The organism is Ralstonia pickettii (assembly GCF_030582395.1).
Lineage (GTDB): Bacteria > Pseudomonadota > Gammaproteobacteria > Burkholderiales > Burkholderiaceae > Ralstonia > Ralstonia pickettii_D.
The window spans coordinates 2,559,925-2,576,663 of record NZ_CP104381.1; the positions used below are offsets into that span (position 1 = coordinate 2,559,925).

At 65.0% G+C, this 16,739-nt stretch carries 16 protein-coding genes; 5 read left to right on the plus strand and 11 right to left on the minus strand.

Translation table 11 applies throughout. From position 1 onward, the window contains the following. The first annotated feature begins 46 nt into the window (after nt 1-46). Genes panB through N5B55_RS12455 form a run of 3 tightly spaced genes read left to right on the plus strand, consistent with a single transcriptional unit; the run spans nt 47 to nt 2,279 of the window. Complete coding sequence (gene panB / locus N5B55_RS12445; protein ID WP_178960619.1) at nt 47-865, plus strand: 3-methyl-2-oxobutanoate hydroxymethyltransferase; 819 nt, start codon at nt 47-49, stop codon at nt 863-865. 11 nt (nt 866-876) lie between these two features. Beyond that, nucleotides 877-1,584 carry an ABC transporter permease gene (locus tag N5B55_RS12450; RefSeq protein ID WP_004631691.1) on the plus strand — a complete coding sequence of 236 codons (708 nt, stop codon included), beginning with the start codon at nt 877-879 and terminating at the stop codon, nt 1,582-1,584. Next, on the plus strand, nt 1,581-2,279 hold the full coding sequence (locus N5B55_RS12455) for an ABC transporter ATP-binding protein (protein WP_304538332.1): 699 nt from the start codon (nt 1,581-1,583) through the stop codon (nt 2,277-2,279). The genes N5B55_RS12450 and N5B55_RS12455 overlap by 4 nt, the downstream gene beginning before the upstream one ends. Here N5B55_RS12455 and N5B55_RS12460 read toward each other — a convergent pair. From N5B55_RS12460 to dnaK, 3 genes are all read right to left on the minus strand, one after another. Further along, nucleotides 2,223-4,121, minus strand: coding sequence for a bifunctional chorismate-binding protein/class IV aminotransferase (locus N5B55_RS12460; RefSeq protein ID WP_304538333.1), 1,899 nt, complete (start codon nt 4,119-4,121; stop codon nt 2,223-2,225). The two genes, N5B55_RS12455 and N5B55_RS12460, sit on opposite strands and share 57 nt — an antisense overlap. Before the next feature lie 149 nt (nt 4,122-4,270). After that, nucleotides 4,271-5,419, minus strand: coding sequence for a molecular chaperone DnaJ (dnaJ, locus tag N5B55_RS12465; RefSeq protein ID WP_304538334.1), 1,149 nt, complete (start codon nt 5,417-5,419; stop codon nt 4,271-4,273). Between the two features lie 135 nt (nt 5,420-5,554). After that, nucleotides 5,555-7,510, minus strand: a complete 1,956-nt coding sequence (dnaK, locus tag N5B55_RS12470; RefSeq protein WP_012762799.1) for a molecular chaperone DnaK — start codon at nt 7,508-7,510, stop codon at nt 5,555-5,557. Nucleotides 7,511-7,774: 264 nt separating this feature from the next. Between dnaK and N5B55_RS12475 the strand changes: the two genes are divergently transcribed. Further along, entirely contained in the window at nt 7,775-9,070 is a 1,296-nt protein-coding gene (locus N5B55_RS12475) for a phospholipase A (protein WP_178960624.1), read from the plus strand. 12 nt (nt 9,071-9,082) lie between these two features. Here the strand turns inward: N5B55_RS12475 and rnk are convergent, their stop codons facing one another. The 3 genes from rnk to grpE form a co-directional block, all read right to left on the minus strand. Next, a complete protein-coding gene (gene rnk / locus N5B55_RS12480; protein WP_178960625.1) occupies nt 9,083-9,490 on the minus strand; it encodes a nucleoside diphosphate kinase regulator in 408 nt (135 codons plus the stop codon). 331 nt (nt 9,491-9,821) lie between these two features. Further along, nucleotides 9,822-10,247, minus strand: coding sequence for a thioredoxin family protein (locus tag N5B55_RS12485; RefSeq protein WP_178960626.1), 426 nt, complete (start codon nt 10,245-10,247; stop codon nt 9,822-9,824). 14 nt (nt 10,248-10,261) lie between these two features. After that, nucleotides 10,262-10,909 (minus strand): nucleotide exchange factor GrpE, encoded by a 648-nt coding sequence (gene grpE / locus N5B55_RS12490; protein WP_304538336.1) that lies wholly within the window; start codon nt 10,907-10,909, stop codon nt 10,262-10,264. A gap of 262 nt (nt 10,910-11,171) precedes the next feature. Here grpE and N5B55_RS25315 point away from each other — a divergent pair, with 262 nt between their 5' ends. Then, the gene (locus N5B55_RS25315) at nt 11,172-11,369 is read left to right on the plus strand and encodes a hypothetical protein (RefSeq protein WP_369812405.1); all 198 of its coding nucleotides are present in this window, start codon (nt 11,172-11,174) and stop codon (nt 11,367-11,369) included. Between the two features lie 21 nt (nt 11,370-11,390). On the opposite strand, the gene N5B55_RS12500 is transcribed toward N5B55_RS25315, so the two are convergent. The 5 genes from N5B55_RS12500 to hutH are packed head-to-tail and all read right to left on the minus strand — an operon-like array spanning nt 11,391 to nt 16,722. Then, a complete protein-coding gene (locus tag N5B55_RS12500; RefSeq protein WP_304538337.1) occupies nt 11,391-11,789 on the minus strand; it encodes an RNA-binding S4 domain-containing protein in 399 nt (132 codons plus the stop codon). Next, complete coding sequence (gene hemH / locus N5B55_RS12505; RefSeq protein WP_116575630.1) at nt 11,786-12,901, minus strand: ferrochelatase; 1,116 nt, start codon at nt 12,899-12,901, stop codon at nt 11,786-11,788. Before hemH ends, N5B55_RS12500 begins: the two co-directional genes overlap by 4 nt. Nucleotides 12,902-12,957: 56 nt before the next feature. Then, nucleotides 12,958-14,193 carry an imidazolonepropionase gene (gene hutI / locus N5B55_RS12510; RefSeq protein ID WP_304538338.1) on the minus strand — a complete coding sequence of 412 codons (1,236 nt, stop codon included), beginning with the start codon at nt 14,191-14,193 and terminating at the stop codon, nt 12,958-12,960. After that, the gene (gene hutG, locus N5B55_RS12515) at nt 14,186-15,163 is read right to left on the minus strand and encodes a formimidoylglutamase (RefSeq protein ID WP_304538339.1); all 978 of its coding nucleotides are present in this window, start codon (nt 15,161-15,163) and stop codon (nt 14,186-14,188) included. Before hutG ends, hutI begins: the two co-directional genes overlap by 8 nt. Before the next feature lie 2 nt (nt 15,164-15,165). Further along, on the minus strand, nt 15,166-16,722 hold the full coding sequence (gene hutH / locus N5B55_RS12520; protein WP_304538340.1) for a histidine ammonia-lyase: 1,557 nt from the start codon (nt 16,720-16,722) through the stop codon (nt 15,166-15,168). Nucleotides 16,723-16,739: the final 17 nt, after the last annotated feature.

A 16,739-nucleotide genomic window follows, 5' to 3' on the forward strand; every position in this document is an offset into this window, starting at 1 on the left:
ACATGGTCTGCGTGGGCGCTCGCGATGCCCCAATGAGTCTCAGTCCATGAGCTATCTCCAGGAATCGAACCGCAAGGCCGTCACGGTGACTTCGCTGCAGGCCATGCGCGCCGCCGGCGAGCGCATCGCCATGTTGACGGCTTATGACTCCAGCTTCGCCGCCCTGATGGATCGCAACGGCACCGACGTGCTGCTCGTCGGCGATTCGCTCGGCAACGTCATGCAGGGCCAGAAGACCACGCTGCCCGTTACGCTCGATCACATCGTCTATCACACCGAATGCGTATCCCGCGGCATCGACAAGGCGTTACTCGTGTCGGACCTGCCGTTTGGCACGTATGGCACGCCCGAACAGGCTTTCCACAGCGCCGTACGCGTGATGCAGGCCGGTGCGCAGATGGTCAAGCTCGAAGGCGGCGTGTGGCTCGCGCCGACCATCAAGTTCCTGGTTGAACGCAGCATCCCCGTGTGCGCGCACATCGGCCTGACGCCGCAATCGGTGCATGCATTTGGCGGCTTCAAAGTGCAGGGCCGCGGCGACGAGGCGGCCGCACAACTGAAGGCCGACGCGCTGGCCGTGCAGGACGCCGGCGCGCAACTCGTCGTCATGGAAGCCATTCCGGCGGGGCTGGCCGGTGAAGTCACGCGTCTGCTTGCCATCCCGACTATCGGCATCGGCGCCGGGTTGGAGTGCTCCGGCCAGGTGCTCGTCATGCACGATATGCTGGGCGTGTTCCCGGGTCATCGCCCCAAATTCGTACGCAACTTCATGGACGGGCAGACCACCATCGATGGCGCCGTCGCCGCCTATGTGGCTGCCGTCAAGGACGGTACGTTCCCCGGCCCGGAACACACCTTCGCCTGAGCGGCATCCGCATGGAAATCTGGTCGGCCACCGTCGACGCCTTCGCCCTGCTTGCCAGCGGCGATGCGGCGTTGTGGCGGATCGTCTGGGTGTCGTTGAAGGTGGCGATCGCGGGGCTGCTGCTGGCGGCGCCCCCCGGTCTGCTCATCGCTTACCTCATCGCCATGCACCGGTTTGCGGGGCGCCGTGCGCTGGTGGTGCTGGCGCAGGCATCGCTGTCGTTTCCGACCGTGCTGATCGGGTTGCTGCTGTATCTGCTGCTTTCGCGCCAGGGCCCGTTGGGCGGCTTCGGGCTGCTGTTCACCCAAGGCGGCATGATCCTCGGACAAGCGGTGCTTGGGCTGCCGGTGATCGTCGCGTTTGCGCTCACCACACTTGAGCGCGCGGATCCGCGGCTCGCAGAAACCGCTCGTGTGCTGGGCGCCGGGCGCGTCCGTTTGCTGTTGACGGTGTTTCGTGAATTGCGCTTCGGCCTCATGGCTGCAGTGGTGGCCGGCTTCGGGCGCGTCATCGCCGAAGTGGGCTCGGCGCTGATGGTCGGCGGCAACATCGAGGGCGTCACGCGCACCATGACCACCGCGATTGCGCTGGAAACAAGCAAGGGCGAGTTCGCACAAGGCATTGCGCTTGGCATCGTGCTGATCGTGCTGGCACTGCTCGTCAACCTTGTGCTGGCGTGGTTGCAAGGGGCTGGCAACTATCGCAGGGAGCCGGCATGAGTGCGTCGTCGCAGCCCACGATGGTGTTTGAAGGCTTGCGCTGCCAGCACGGCGCGCGCGTTCTGTTCGAGATTCCGCGTCTGGCGCTGTCGGCAGGGCACGCGATCGTCATTACTGGCGCAAACGGTGTCGGCAAGACAACGTTGCTGCGCATGCTGGCCGGGCTCGCACCCGCCCATGGTGCGACCGTCGATTTGGGCCGCGGGCAGCAGGCGCTATCCCCCTACCCGGCCGAGCTGCGCGCGCGGCTGACTTACGTGCACCAGCATCCCTACCTGTTCCGCACTTCGGTACGCGCGAATCTTGCTTATGGGCTCATCACGGGCGCGCATCGCGTGGCACCTGCAGAGTTGAATGCCCGCGTCGACGATGCGCTGCGCTGGGCAGGCCTGCAACATGTGGTGGATGTGCCGCCCGAGCGCCTGTCCGGCGGCGAAACGCAACGTCTTGCCTTGGCGCGGGCGCGCGCTCTGCACACGGATGTGCTGCTGCTCGACGAACCGACGTCGAATCTGGACGGCGCCGCACGCGAGCAAGTCATTGCACTTGTGGGAGAACTGGCAGCAGAGGGCCGCACGCTGCTGATGGTCTGCCACGACCGCGAACTCATCAACCTGCCCGGCGTGGCGCGCTGGAAGCTAGAGCACGTCGACGGACAGGGCCGGCTCGAAATGCGCGGGCACCACGCCGCGTAGGGCATTGCATACGGCGATGGCCTCGGCGCGGGCGACATCCGCGCGGGTGAGCAAGCGCTCTTGCAGCGGCCCGCCCAGCCACGGCGAAGCGTCTTTCAGCAGCACGGCGCGCATCACCCCCGGCAAGACCCCCGCTGACAGCGGCGGCGTCCACCACGCGCCATCGAGCTTGACCAGCAACGTGCTGCGCCCGCCTTCGGCCAGGGTGCCATCGGCGTTGAAGAACACCGCATCGAATGCACCCTCGCGCTCGGCCGCCTGCCAGGCAGCGTCGTAGCCTTCGCGCAACGTGGTCTTGTGCGTCGGCAGACTGTGCGTGATCTCGCGCGGTTGCGCGGCGGCGAGCAGGCGGACCGGTGCATCCCAGCTCGCGTGCAGCGGCGACAGCGGCACGGCCGATACGTTTGCCGAGCCATTCGGCGTCAGCAATAAGCGCATCCGATAAGCGCCCTCGCCTTCGAGCCCTGCGCACGCACGCGCCACGTCATTCGTCAGTACAGTGCGATCGAACGGGAAGCCGAATGCGGCCGCCGACCGCTCCAGCCGCGCCAGATGCCAATCCAGCAGTGGCACGCCCTCGCGCGTCGCGCGCATTGTCTCGAACAACGACAACCCCGGGTCAAGCGCCGTCACGAAGCGCGCTTTCAGTTGGCACTCCGCATATTCGTCGTCGGCGACGCTGTCATGCACGATGCCGGAGCCGATGCCAAGTTCGCCGCGGCGCAGCCCATCGGTGCCGGGCGCGCTCAGCACCAGCGTGCGGATCGCCACCGAGAAACATGCATCGCCCATCGCGCGATCGTCGGCAGGCGCATCGATCCAGCCGATCGCGCCGGTGTACAGGCCGCGCGGCTCCGGCTCCAGCGCCTTGATGATTTCCATCGTCCGCCGCTTGGGCGCGCCCGTGATGGAGCCGCACGGAAACAACGCGCGCAGGCAACCGGCGAGGCCGGTGGCGGGCGGAATCTCGGCCTCCACCGTCGATGTCATCTGCAGCACGCTGCCGAACGGCGTCACCTCGAACAACGCCGGCACGCGCACTGACCCCGCGCGCGCGAGGCGGCCCAGATCGTTGCGCAAGAGGTCGACGATCATCAAGTTCTCGGCGCGGTTCTTTTCGTCTGCGGCCAGTGCGATGGCGCGGGCTTCGTCGACTTCGACGTCGCCCGAGGCTGGCGCGGTGCCCTTCATCGGCCGCGCGACAAGCTGGCCCGCGCGATGCGAAAAGAACAGCTCCGGCGAGCACGACAGAATCGCGGCGCCTTCGGGCAGCCCGATGAAGGCGCCGTACGGCACCGGCTGGCGCGCACGCAGGCGCCGATACAACGCCGCCGGCGCGCCGAACGCAGTCATGCGCAGCCGGTACGTGTAGTTGACTTCGTAAGTGTCGCCCGCCGCAATCCAGTCGTGGATGCGCGCGATGGCGTCGGTGTAGGTGCCGTGATCAACGCTGGCCGCACAGTCAAACAGACCGGCTGCACCGGTCGCGTCAGGCCAGGCGTCGAACAGCGTATCGACCTCTGCCGGCGACAGCACCTGCATCGTGCGGAACAGCAGCACGCGCAGGCGGCCGTCGTGTCCGGGCAAGGACGAAGAGATTTCGGTGGAAGCCGGCAGACCGACCAGCGGCTCGCCAAACTCATACGGCGCAACGATCAGAGCATGCAAGCCCTGGCGCCAGGCGGCACGAAGGTCATCGTCCAGCCCATCCAGGATGCCCGCCGGCCGGAAGAACTCGCCGGCATATCCGGTGTACCAGCGCGAGCACGGCACGCCGCCCGAGGTGGCATCGTCCAGCAGCGCGAACGGCGCGCCGGCTTCTGGCGCTTGGAGCGGCTGCATGACGAAGTCCTGATCGAAGAATTGGTGTTCAAGAAGCCTCGAAAAGCGTAGCGAGCGGCCCGAGGTTGGTACGAGAAGCGCAGCCGTACATCGGTACGGCGAGCATCACAGTGCCAAGCTCGGGCTGCGCATTAGCTTTGCGCGGCTTCTTACGCAGAGAAGAAGTTCTTCACCTTGTCCATCCACGACTGCTCCTGCGGGCTGTGCCGCGAGCCGCCTTCGTGCACGGACTTGTCGAACTGCTTGAGCAGCTCCTTCTGGTGCTCCGTCAGCTTGACCGGGGTCTCGATGTTGATGTGCACATAGAGATCGCCCGCATAGCCCGAACGCACGCCCTTGATGCCCTTGCCGCGCAGGCGGAACGTCTTGCCGGCCTGGGTGCCCTCTGGCACCGTGAACGAGGCGCGCCCGCCCAATGTCGGCACTTCGATGTCGCCGCCAATGGCTGCCGTCGCAAACGAAATCGGCATCTGGCAATGCAGGTCATCGCCGTCGCGCTCGAACACCGGGTGCGGCTTGATGTGGATCTCCACATACAGATCGCCCGGCGGCCCGCCGTTGATGCCCGGCTCGCCATTCCCCGATGAACGGATGCGCATGCCTTCGTCGATGCCGGCGGGGATCTTCACTTCCAGCGTCTTCTGGCTCTTCAGCTTGCCCTGGCCGTGGCACTTGGTACACGGCTTGGGGATGTACTTGCCGCTGCCGTGGCACTTCGGGCACGTCTGCTGCATCGTGAAGAAGCCCTGCGACACACGGACCTGACCGGCGCCGTGGCACGTCGGGCAGGTCTCCACGCTCGAGCCCGGCTCGGCGCCCTTGCCGTGGCAGTGGTCGCACTCGTCCCAGTGCGGCACTCGGATCTGCGTGTCGTAGCCATGCGCGGCCTGCTCCAGCGTGATCTCCATGCTGTAGCGCAGGTCAGCACCGCGATACATCTGCGGGCCGCCGCCGCGGCGCCCGCCCTGGCCTTGGGCTTGACCGAAGATGTCGCCAAAGATGTCGCCGAAGGCTTCGGCAAAGCCCCCGCCAAAGCCTGCACCGCCCGCGCCGAAGCCGCCGGCCATGTTAGGGTCGACGCCCGCGTGGCCGTACTGGTCGTAGGCAGCTTTCTTTTCTGCATCGGAGAGCATCTCGTAGGCCTCTTTGGCCTCCTTGAATTTCTCTTCCGCTTCCTTGCTGTCCGGATTGCGGTCCGGGTGGTACTTCATCGCGAGCTTGCGATACGCCTTCTTGATCTCGTCGTCGCTCGCGTTTTTGCCCACCCCGAGCACTTCGTAGTAATCACGTTTTGCCATGGTGGCTTCAGTCGTCGCCTGTTTTTTACTGCGTGTCGAATAGCAAAAAAGCCGAGCGTGACATCAGGTGCGTCCCGCACAACCCGATGACCACTGCCCGGCGTACCGTAACGTCCGCCTGGCGGACGATCTGGCTTACTTCTTGTCGTTCACTTCCTTGAACTCGGCATCGACGACGTTATCGTCGTGCGGTGCGCCTTGCCCGGCTTGCGCGCCTGCGTGGGCACCGGCGGCGGCTTGTTCAGCACCGCCGGCTTCGCCCTTGGCTTGCATGTCGGCATAGACCTTCTCGCCGAGCTTCTGCGAGGCGGTGGCCAGCGCTTCGGTCTTGGCGTCGATCGCGGCCTTGTCGGTGCCCTTCAGGGTCTCTTCAAGTTCCTTGATCGCGGCTTCGATCTTGTCCTTCTCGCCAGCTTCCAGCTTGTCGCCGTACTCGCCCAGTGCCTTCTTGGTCGAGTGCACCAGCGCTTCACCCTGGTTGCGGGAGTCGACCAGTTCGCGCAGCTTCTTGTCTTCCTCGGCATTGGCCTCGGCGTCCTTCACCATGCGCTCGATCTCGGCTTCCGACAGGCCGGAACTTGCCTTGATCGTGATCTTGTTTTCCTTGCCGGTCGCCTTGTCCTTGGCGCCCACGTGCAGGATACCGTTGGCGTCGATGTCGAACGACACTTCAATCTGCGGCGTGCCGCGCGGTGCCGGCGGAATGCCTTCCAGGTTGAATTCGCCGAGCAGCTTGTTGCCGGAGGCCATCTCGCGCTCGCCCTGGTAGACCTTGATCGTCACGGCCGGCTGGTTGTCGTCAGCAGTCGAGAACGTCTGCGAGAACTTGGTCGGGATGGTCGTGTTCTTGCCGATCATCTTGGTCATCACGCCACCCAGCGTTTCGATGCCCAGCGACAGCGGCGTCACGTCCAGCAGCAGCACGTCGGTACGGTCACCGCCGAGCACCTGGCCCTGGATGGCAGCGCCCACGGCAACGGCCTCGTCCGGGTTCACGTCCTTGCGGGCTTCCTTGCCGAAGAACTCCTTCACCTTCTCCTGCACCTTCGGCATACGCGTCATGCCGCCCACCAGGATCACGTCGTGGATGTCCGACACCTTCACGCCAGCATCCTTGATGGCGGTGCGGCACGGATCGATCGTACGGGCGATCAGGTCTTCGACCAGCGCTTCCAACTTGGCGCGCGTGATCTTCAGGTTCAAGTGCTTCGGACCCGAGGCATCCGCCGTGATGTAGGGCAGGTTGATTTCGGTCTGCTGCGTGCTCGACAGCTCGATCTTGGCCTTTTCAGCGGCTTCCTTCAGGCGTTGCAGTGCGAGCACGTCCTTCGACAGGTCGACGCCCTGCTCCTTCTTGAACTCACCGATGATGTAATCGATGATGCGCTGGTCGAAATCTTCGCCGCCCAGGAACGTATCGCCGTTGGTCGACAGCACTTCGAACTGCTTCTCGCCGTCCACGTCGGCAATCTCGATGATCGAGATGTCGAACGTGCCGCCGCCGAGGTCATACACAGCGATCTTGCGGTCGCCCTTCTCGTTCTTGTCCAGGCCGAATGCCAGCGCAGCCGCGGTCGGCTCGTTGATGATGCGCTTGACGTCCAGACCGGCGATGCGGCCGGCATCCTTGGTGGCTTGGCGCTGCGAATCGTTGAAGTACGCCGGCACCGTGATCACGGCTTCGGTCACTTCCTCGCCCAGGTAGTCCTCGGCAGTTTTCTTCATCTTGCGCAGGACTTCAGCGGAAATCTGCGGCGGCGCCAGCTTCTGGCCACGCACTTCCACCCAGGCGTCGCCGTTGTCGGCCTTGGTGATGGTGTACGGCATCAGGCCGATGTCCTTCTGGACCTCTTTTTCTTCAAACTTGCGGCCGATCAGGCGCTTGACGGCATACAGCGTGTTCTTCGGGTTGGTCACGGCCTGGCGCTTGGCCGGGGCACCGACCAGGATCTCGCCGTCTTCCATGTAGGCGATGATCGACGGGGTGGTGCGTGCGCCTTCGGCGTTTTCGATCACCTTGGGGGTGTTGCCCTCCATGATGGCGACGCAGCTATTGGTGGTACCAAGGTCGATACCGATGATTTTGCCCATGTTCTTGCTCCTCGAATCTGGTGTCAGGACTGCACTGAATACAAACTTGGAACGGATGTGGGAGTGCCGTCCGGCTTTTCAAGGCCGAATTTTGAAAAGTTGAGCATTTTGGCCGGTTTTTCTTGGGAAAGCACCCGAAAACGTGCGCTACCGGGCAAAAACGTGCGTTTCGAACGCCCGCAGCCTCAAACCGGGCACAAAAGGTCTCGGTGTTACCCTTGCGCGCATTGCCACGTGCCGGACGCCAACCCGGCTTTTGCGCCCATGCCTTTGCTCCCTCTCCGATCCGCTCTTGGCGCCGCAGTCCTTGCCGCATGCGCCGTGCCCTCTGCCGATGCCGCCGTTGCCCTGCTCCAGCCTTCCCGCCGCATCGATGCCAACCAGCCCTTCACCCTGACCCTGGTCATTTCCGGTGACGCCGCGCAGCGCAGCTACGCGGTACCGGCCAGGCTGCGCGTAACGGCCACCGCGGATCTGCAAGGCGCTGTGGAAGTGATCCTCCATCGACTTAACGCTGGGGCGGAGACCCTGCATCTGCGTCCGGGGCAGGTCCGCACCATCGCCTACACGGGCACGCTGCCGGAGGTGCTGCGCGGTACGGTTCGAATCGATGCTCCCGATCTGGATGCGGCGCCGGTACTGGTCACACTCGTGCGCGGCCCTGACGCCCCGCAAATCGCTGCGGAAGGCGCGCCCGATGGCGCCGTCCGTAACGCCGCGGCCGAAGCGATCCGGCCAGGCGGCGCGCTGGGCACCAACCCCAGCGCCCCTGCTGCCAACGCAACCGCTACACCCCCCATTCCCGTAGCCGTGGCGGGCAGCGGCGAGGCTGCCCGGCCGCCCGAAGAAACGGCGCGCCTGACTTTCCACGAACCGATGTTCGCCGCCATCGGGGCGCACGAAGGGTTGAACGCCAAGTTCCAGCTGAGCTTCAAATTTCGGATTTTTCAACCCGAGAATCCGGCATCGGCAGCGCTGCTCGATAACGTGTATTTCGGTTACACGCAGTTCTCGCTGTGGGATCTGGGCAAGGAATCGGCGCCATTCCGGGATACGAATTACCGGCCGAGCGTCTTCTATTACCGCCCCGACACGGGCATCCATGGCGGCGCGCTCACACGGCTATCGTTCGCGGGCGGCATCGAGCACGAATCGAACGGCCGCGACGGCGATGCCTCACGCGCCATCAACACCGTCTTCGTACGGCCGACATTCCACTTTGGTGACCTGAATGATTACCACTGGAAGTTCGAGCCCAAGCTTTACGCCTACCTCACACGCAGCGGCAACACCGATATCGCGCACTACCGTGGCTTTGGCGATTTCCGCGTGTCGTACGGTGCGCCCAACGGCTGGGAACTGGCCGCCACGCTGCGCAAGGGCACCCGTAAGGCCTATGGGAGCGTGGACGCGCAACTGACGTACCCCATGAGCCGGATCTTCACCGGCACGGCCGGCTATCTGTTCATTCAGTATTTCACCGGCTACGGCGAGAGCCTGCTGGACTACAACCACAAGCTGGGCTCGCAGTTGCGCGTCGGGTACAGCCTCTCGCGATAGGATGCAGCCGGCTTACAGCGTGTGCTGGCCAGCGGCCTCCGGCTGGAACGCCACGCGATCGATGCGCAACGAATGCTGAGCACCATTGGGCGCGGAGTATTTGACCGACTTGCCCGCGCGCGCGCCCAGCAGCGCAGCGCCCATCGGCGAGAGCACCGACAGCTTGGCCGACGCCACGTTGGCCTCTTCCGGGTAGACGAGCGTCCACTCTTGCTCTGCACCGGTGTCATCCACCACGCACACGACCGAGTTCATGGTCACCACATCGGCGGGAATCTTGTTGCCGGGCACCACATTGGCACGTGCAATCAGGTCGTCGACCAGACCTGCCAGCGGCGAGTTGCTGCCGGCCCGGTTGGCGGCGTTTTCCAGGCGGGTGAGGTCCAGCTCGGTCAAGTAGATGGCGGCTGCTTTGGCCATGACGATCTCCTACAAGTCTGTGTTCAACACGAAGCAAAGCCGCTGCCGATCGCCCTACAGGGCCAACGCAAAGCAGCGGCAAGGAAACCAGCGGGCACGCAGGCCGGCCGGCGGGTAACACGCACTAAAACTGCTGGTGAAAGAGAGCGAGCCCGGCGGCAACGTGCCGCAGGGGCACTAGAACGACCGCCGGGCGGCGGCAAGGGCCGCGGTCAACGCCTGAGCGGCGCGCGGCAAGGTGCGCGCCATGCGCTTGCGGCGCACAGCACGGAAAGGCGAAGCAAGAAAGAAGGCCGCAGCCATGGGCATCGACGTCATGACGGTCGCAGCCTCAGACAAGCGGCTTGCCGGCCAGCTTGTTGCGCGCATTGGCAACGGCGGAGGCAAACTGAGTGTGGCCATGCCAGCCGGTCGCCCGGCCCAGCTTCTTGCCACGGTGGAAAAACATGAACACGGGAATACCGTGCAGGGCAAAGCGCTGGCCCAACTCCGGGTGCGCGTACACGTTGGCATGGAGCCACTTCAGCCCCAGTTCACGCACAGCACCGAATTGCGCAAGCATGGCCTTCTTGGCCATTTCGCAGTTGAAGCAATCGACGCCCCAGAAAAACACGCACACCAGCGCATCCCCCGCAGCGGTGACGGCCGCGTCGAAGGTCTCGGTATTCACTTCGCGCATGCCGAACGCCGCGAACGCGGTCTTGTCGACCGGGATCGCGCCGTGGGCATCTGGCGAAGTGGCTGTGCTGTGGAGCATGAGGCGCGTTTGCCTTACTTAGGCGCTGCCACCGTCACGAGGGCCGGACGCAGCACGCGGTCAGCCAGCGTGTAACCGCGCTGGAGGACGGCGACCACGGTGTTGGCCTCCTGATCTGCCGGCACCATCGAAATGGCTTGATGGCGATGGGGGTCGAACTTTTCCCCCACCGGGTTCAACTCGGTGACGCGGCCCTTTTCAAATGCGGCATACAACTGCTTGAGCGTCAGTTCAACGCCCTCGCGCAGTTTGGCGGCATCGCCCGACGTGTCGGCCAAGGCGGCTTGCAGGCTGTCCATGACGGGCAGCAGATATTCAGCGAAGCCTTCGATGGCGAATTTGTGGGCCTTGGCCACATCGTCCTGACCACGGCGGCGGATGTTCTCGCATTCGGCGGTGGCGCGGGCCCAGTTTTCGTAGTTCTGGCGGGCCTTCTCTTCCGCGGCTTCGAGTTGACGGCGCAGTTCAGCGACGTCTACGTCAGCCACGGCTTCTGCCACGGCGGCTTCGTCACCGGCGACAGCCTGGGCGTCCGCGCTTGCGCGCTGCGCCTGGCTCGAATAGGCATGGGCCGCTTGGCCCGTCGCCGATGCGTTCGGCTGGATGGCTTGGCTGTCCGATGGCATGTCCGAGTTCGAGGGGGTGTCCGAAGTGTGTTTCATAGCGCTGGATAAAGGGGATCGACGCACGGCATGTGCCCGGAATCGATCCGCTGGATTTTTACAAACGATTTGTCCCCGTTATGGGGCATTTGGCGCGCTTTTCAAGGGCGCCGGATGCGCGACAACTGTGCGCCGTGCATCACGAAATATGGGGTTACAACTTTCATCAGACTGCCACGGCACAGCAATTGCGACGCCCCAATTGGCCGCCTATGATGCAAGAAAAAATTGGGGGGCGCGAGCTTCTTTGAGGGTTCGTACCATGCACAACAAATTGCCCGTTCTGACCGTGCTCCTGCTGTTGACCCTGACCGCAGCCACAACGTTCATTTGCCTGTCTGGTGCCGTCACGCCGCGTTATACGGAGTACGGTAGCGGTAAGGCATTTTTCAAGCATTACATCATCAAGCCTGCACAGATGCAGCAGATGCCGCGCGGCTTGATGAGCATGTCAAGTTAGCACACACTCGCGCGGATTGCTTCATTCTCCGCCGAGTTTGTCGATGCGCCGCCGGTCTCGCTTAGTAGGCCGGCCGGCAATTTGTGTAGCGGGTTCCCGATACAGTCGGCGTTTGTCGGCGCTCTCCTGGCGTTTTAAGCGGCTGATGTCCGTCTCGGCATAGAGGGTTTGAGCGACCGAAGCCGGGCCGCGGACTTCCGCCAGCGCCACCACCTCCACTTCCCATTGCTGTTCATGCGCGTGCACTCGCACGTGATCGCCGATTTTCACTTCTTTGGCTGGGCGAACCGCCTGATCGTTGATCTGCACGCGACCACGCTCCACCGCATCCGTCGCCTGAGACCGCGTTTTGAAAAAGCGTGCCGCCCACAGCCATTTGTCGATGCGCACGCGATCGGCAGCGTCCGTGCTCACCTTCATGCGGCGGCCCCCTTGCTCTGCGCACGCGTGCGGCTGGCCTCCAGTACATGCGGATGCGTAAGGGTGAGCGGCCAGCCCTGCAGATGCGCCAGCGCGATGTCGGCAATGCCGGCAATCCACGCTTCGCTGTCGTTCAGGCACGGGATGTAGTGGAACTCCTTGCCGCCGGCGACACGGAAGGTCGACTGCCCTTCCATGGCGATCTCTTCCAGCGTTTCCAGGCAATCGGCCGGAAAACCCGGGCAGAACACGTCCACACGATTGGTGCCGACGCGGCCAAGCTCTTCCAGCGTGGGCGCGGTGTACGGCTGAAGCCATTCGGCGCGGCCAAAGCGTGACTGGAACGTGACCAGATACTGACCCGGCTGCAGGCCGAGCGCCTCACCCAGCAAGCGACCGGTCTTCAGGCATTCGCAGTGATACGGATCGCCCAATTCCAGCGTCCGTCGCGGCACACCATGGAACGACAGCACCAGCTTGTCGCCGTGCGCGAAGTCGGGTGCCCCATGCTGTGCCCAATACGCCCCCACCTGCTGGTGCAGCGCATTGATGTAGGCAGGGTCATCGTGAAAATGCTTGACCAGCCGCAACTCCGGCTGATTGCGCATTTCGCCCAGCACACGGAAAACCTCATCGAAGGCCGTTGCGGTGGTGGTGCCGGAATATTGCGGATACATCGGCAGCACGAGGATGCGTTCGACGCCCTGCTTGCGCAGTGCCTGCATGACGGACGGGATCGACGGATTGCCGTAGCGCATCGCGCAGGCAACCACCACATCGTGGCCCTGGGTGTTTAGTAACTGCTGCAACGCATGCGCCTGACGCTCGCTGTAGACGAGCAACGGCGAGCCCGTCATGTTGGCCTCGCGCAGCCAGATACTTTCGTACTTGTGCGCCGACGCGCGCGAACGCAGCGGCACGATCAGCCCGTTGAGGATGAACCACCACACCGCGCGCGGAATTTCGACCACGCGGGGGTCGGACAGGAACTGACGCAGGTAGCGGCCGACCTCGCGCGGCGATGTACCGTCAGGCGTACCGAGGTTGACGAGCAGGATCGCCGTGCGATCGGGCTGGCCGTGCTGGAACAGGGGTTCGGGCAGGAATGGCATGGGCGCGGGTTCGCGATAGACCGGCCGATTATACGAGCCGACTCACCGCGTGTTCCTTACGCCGCCACAGCGCCGTCCTTGACCACACCCAGACACGGGTTAAGCCCCATCGCGTACGCCAGATCGGCGGGCCGGTCGATGCGCCACAGAGCGAAGTCAGCCGCGCAGCCCGGAGCCAGCACGCCACAAGTGCCGGACAAACCGAGCGCTGCGGCAGCATGACGCGTGGCGCCCGTCAGCGCTTCCAACGGCGTCATGCGGAACAGCGTGCACGCCATGTTCATCGCCAGCAGCAGCGACGACAACGGCGATGTGCCGGGGTTGCAGTCGGTCGACACGGCCATGGGCACACCGGCGGCGCGCAGCGCGGCCATCGGCGGGAGGCGCGTTTCGCGCAGGCAGTAGAACGCGCCGGGCAGCAGCACGGCCACCGTGCCGGCTTGCGCCATGGCGGTAACGCCTGCATCGGTCAGACATTCAAGGTGATCCGCTGACAGGCCGCCGTAGCGAGCCACCAGCGCCGCGCCACCCTGGTCGGAAAGCTGTTCCGCATGCAGCTTGACCGGCAGGCCGTGGCGCTGCGCCGCGTCGAACATGCGCGCCGTCTGTGCGGGCGTGAAACCAATGGTTTCGCAGAAAGCGTCAACCGCATCGACGAGACCTTCTGCGGCAAGCGCGGGCAGCACATCGGCGCAGAGATGATCGATGTAGTCATCCGCGCGGCCGGCGAATTCAGGCGGTACGGCATGCGCGCCGAGGAACGTGGTCCGCACGCGCACCGGCAATGCCTGGCCGAAGCGGCGCGCCACACGCAGCATGCGGCGCTCGGTTTCGAGGTTCAGGCCGTAGCCGGACTTGATTTCGACTGTGGTGACACCTTCGGCGCGCAGCGCATTCAGGCGAGGCAGGCTGGCTTCGGCCAACGCGTCTTCGCTGGCCGCCCGCGTGGCGCGAACGGTCGAGAGGATGCCGCCGCCCGCGCGCGCGATCTCTTCGTATGGCACGCCATTCAGGCGCGCTTCAAATTCATTGCTGCGGTTGCCGGCGTAGACGAGGTGTGTGTGGCAATCGATCAGGCCCGGCGTGAGCCACGCGCCGCCGCCGTCGTGCTCCAGCGTGGCACGGGCGTTGACGGGCAGATCGGCCCGGTAGCCAAGCCACGCAATGCGGCCGTTCTTTACGGCGATGGCACCGTCGCGGATCTCGCCGTAGCCGTCAGCGTCGGCGGTGAGCGTAGCGAGGTGGACGTTGGTCCAGAGCGCATCCCAGTGCGGATTGGCCGGATCAGCCATGTGTGGTTCCTTGCAGGCCAATGCCGTCTGCTACCCGTGCCACAAGGCGGGCAGCAACACGTGCCGTGTGGTTGTCAATGTCGAGCGCCGGGTTCAGTTCCGCCACGTCCGCCAGCCGCAGCTTGCCCGAGCTGACCACGCGATCGACGATGGGCTCGATCACGTCCATCCCCACGCCGCGTGCCGACGGCGCGCTCACGCCCGGGGCCACCGCGGCCGGCAGCACGTCCAGGCACATCGTCAGATAAACGTGGTCGACCTGACTCAGGAACACCTCGACCACCTTCAGCACGTGCGCCAGCTGCGTGACGTCCATCTCGTCGTCGTGCATCCAGCGCACGCCGAGCTGGCGCGCACGCGCGAACAGCGCTTCGGTGTTGGCGTAAGTGCTCACGCCGAGGCAGGCGTAGTGGAACGGCCAGCCGCGCCGCGCACAGTCTTCGGCGATCTGGCGGAAGGGTGTGCCCGAGCTGCCGCGCTCGCCGGCGCGCAAATCGAAATGCGCGTCCAGGTTGAGAATGCCGATACGCGGCGGCTGGTCGGATTTTGCCGCCAGGTGCCGCGCCAAGCCGCCGAACGAGGCCCATGCGATCTCGTGCCCGCCGCCGAGCGCGATCGGAAATGCGCCGCGGTCGAGCAGATCGTGCAGCACGCCGGACAACTCGCTTTGCGCGTCTTCCAGCGCATCGCCCTGGCATGTCACATCTCCCGCGTCGACGACCTCACGGCCGGCACGCGCGGGCAGGTTCGCCAGCATCTTGCGGATGGCAGCGGGGCCCGCGTGGGCACCGGTTCGCCCGTGGTTGCGCGCGACACCCGCATCGCAGGCAAAACCCGCCAGGGCGACGGTGTTGGCCAGCGGGGTCGATGCATCGATACGGCGCACCGTCTGGTGCCAACGCTTGCCCAGGGGGCCTTCCTCCGCATCAACGCGGCCTTGCCAGACGTTCGGTTCGGCTTGGGCGAGCATGGTCAGACGAGTGCGAGTTCGCCCACGTGCGCGCGGCACGAGTCACCCAGGTCGCCATCGAGCACGAGGCGGCGGGCGGCTTCGATGTCGGGAGCGAACAGGCGATCTTCACCGTAGTACGCCACGCGCGCACGGATGCAGCCATGTGCCTTCTGCAGCGTGTCGGACGTCGCCAGCGGCTTGTGAAAGTCGATGCCCTGCGCTGCCGCCAGCGCTTCGATGCCGACGATGGTGGCGGTGTTCTCCGCCATGTCCTGCAAACGGCGGCCGGCGAAGGTCGCCATGCTGACGTGGTCTTCCTGGTTGGCCGAAGTCGGCAGGCTGTCGACGCTGGCCGGGTGGGCGAACGTCTTGTTTTCCGAGGCCAGCGCCGCGGCCGTGACGTGCGCGATCATGAAGCCCGAGTTCAGGCCCGGCTGCTCGACCAGGAACGGCGGCAGGCCCGACAGCGTAGAGTCGATCAGCAGCGCGATGCGTCGCTCCGATAGCGCACCGATTTCGGCAATCGCCAGCGCGAGCATGTCGGCGGCAAACGCCACTGGCTCGGCGTGGAAGTTGCCGCCCGAGATCACCTCACCGGCATCGGCGTAGACCAGCGGGTTATCGGTCACTGCGTTGGCTTCGGTGAGCAGCGTGGCGCCAGCCTGGCGGATCAGGTCGAAGCACGCGCCCATGACTTGTGGCTGGCAGCGCAGGCTGTACGGGTCTTGCACGCGCTTGTCGCCCACCAGGTGAGACTGTCGGATGGCGCTGCCGGCCAGCAGGTTGCGATACACGGCCGCGGTGGCGATCTGGCCGGCTTGCCCACGCACCGTGTGCACGCGCGGATCGAACGGCGCGTCGCTGCCCTTGGCGGCATCCACCGACAACGCACCCGACACCGTGGCGGCTTGCAGCAGGCGCTCGGCCAGGAACAGGCCGTTGAGCGCCAGCGCGGTCGACACCTGCGTGCCGTTGATGAGCGCCAGGCCTTCCTTGGCGGCGAGCGCAATCGGTTCGATGCCTGCGGCAGCCAATGCCGCACGTGCCGGCGTGCGTACGCCGTTCACGCGCACGTCGCCTTCGCCCAGCAGGGCCAGCGTCATGTGCGCCAGCGGCGCCAGATCGCCCGACGCGCCCACCGAACCCTTGGACGGAATGCACGGCACGATGCCGGCGTTCAGCAGTGCGAGCAGCGTATCGATCACGACACGGCGCACGCCCGAATAACCACGGGCGAGGCTCGCTGCCTTCATCAGCAGCACCAGCCGCGCGACGTTATCGCTGAGGTCTTCACCCGTGCCGACGGCGTGCGAGAGGATCAGGTTGCGTTGCAGGCGCTCCAGCTCGTGCGTGGGAATCTGCGTCTTGGCCAGCAGGCCGAATCCGGTATTGATGCCGTAGGCCGGATCGCCCTTGGCAACGATGGCCTGCACGGTGGCCGCCGACGCTTCGATGGCGGCCGCGCAATCGCCCGACAGCGCAACAGGCGTGGGTGCGAGCCATACGCGACGCAGGTCGGCAAAGGACATTTCGCCCGGCTGCAACGTGATGATGGTGGGCGTGGTCATGGTGTTCATAGCAATGCGAGGGATGT

Bases quoted from the DNA above. Each gene is read 5' to 3' on its own strand.
- N5B55_RS25315 (WP_369812405.1), top strand. From the start codon at position 11,172: ATGCACAACAAATTGCCCGTTCTGACCGTGCTCCTGCTGTTGACCCTG.
- N5B55_RS12500 (WP_304538337.1), bottom strand. From the start codon at position 11,789: ATGAAGGTGAGCACGGACGCTGCCGATCGCGTGCGCATCGACAAATGG.
- hutI (WP_304538338.1), bottom strand. From the start codon at position 14,193: ATGGCTGATCCGGCCAATCCGCACTGGGATGCGCTCTGGACCAACGTC.
- N5B55_RS12460 (WP_304538333.1), bottom strand. From the start codon at position 4,121: ATGCAGCCGCTCCAAGCGCCAGAAGCCGGCGCGCCGTTCGCGCTGCTG.
- rnk (WP_178960625.1), bottom strand. From the start codon at position 9,490: ATGGCCAAAGCAGCCGCCATCTACTTGACCGAGCTGGACCTCACCCGC.
- N5B55_RS12485 (WP_178960626.1), bottom strand. From the start codon at position 10,247: ATGCTCCACAGCACAGCCACTTCGCCAGATGCCCACGGCGCGATCCCG.
- N5B55_RS12455 (WP_304538332.1), top strand. From the start codon at position 1,581: ATGAGTGCGTCGTCGCAGCCCACGATGGTGTTTGAAGGCTTGCGCTGC.
- N5B55_RS12450 (WP_004631691.1), top strand. From the start codon at position 877: ATGGAAATCTGGTCGGCCACCGTCGACGCCTTCGCCCTGCTTGCCAGC.
- hutG (WP_304538339.1), bottom strand. From the start codon at position 15,163: ATGCTCGCCCAAGCCGAACCGAACGTCTGGCAAGGCCGCGTTGATGCG.
- hemH (WP_116575630.1), bottom strand. From the start codon at position 12,901: ATGCCATTCCTGCCCGAACCCCTGTTCCAGCACGGCCAGCCCGATCGC.
- panB (WP_178960619.1), top strand. From the start codon at position 47: ATGAGCTATCTCCAGGAATCGAACCGCAAGGCCGTCACGGTGACTTCG.
- grpE (WP_304538336.1), bottom strand. From the start codon at position 10,909: ATGAAACACACTTCGGACACCCCCTCGAACTCGGACATGCCATCGGAC.
- hutH (WP_304538340.1), bottom strand. From the start codon at position 16,722: ATGAACACCATGACCACGCCCACCATCATCACGTTGCAGCCGGGCGAA.
- N5B55_RS12475 (WP_178960624.1), top strand. From the start codon at position 7,775: ATGCCTTTGCTCCCTCTCCGATCCGCTCTTGGCGCCGCAGTCCTTGCC.
- dnaJ (WP_304538334.1), bottom strand. From the start codon at position 5,419: ATGGCAAAACGTGATTACTACGAAGTGCTCGGGGTGGGCAAAAACGCG.
- dnaK (WP_012762799.1), bottom strand. From the start codon at position 7,510: ATGGGCAAAATCATCGGTATCGACCTTGGTACCACCAATAGCTGCGTC.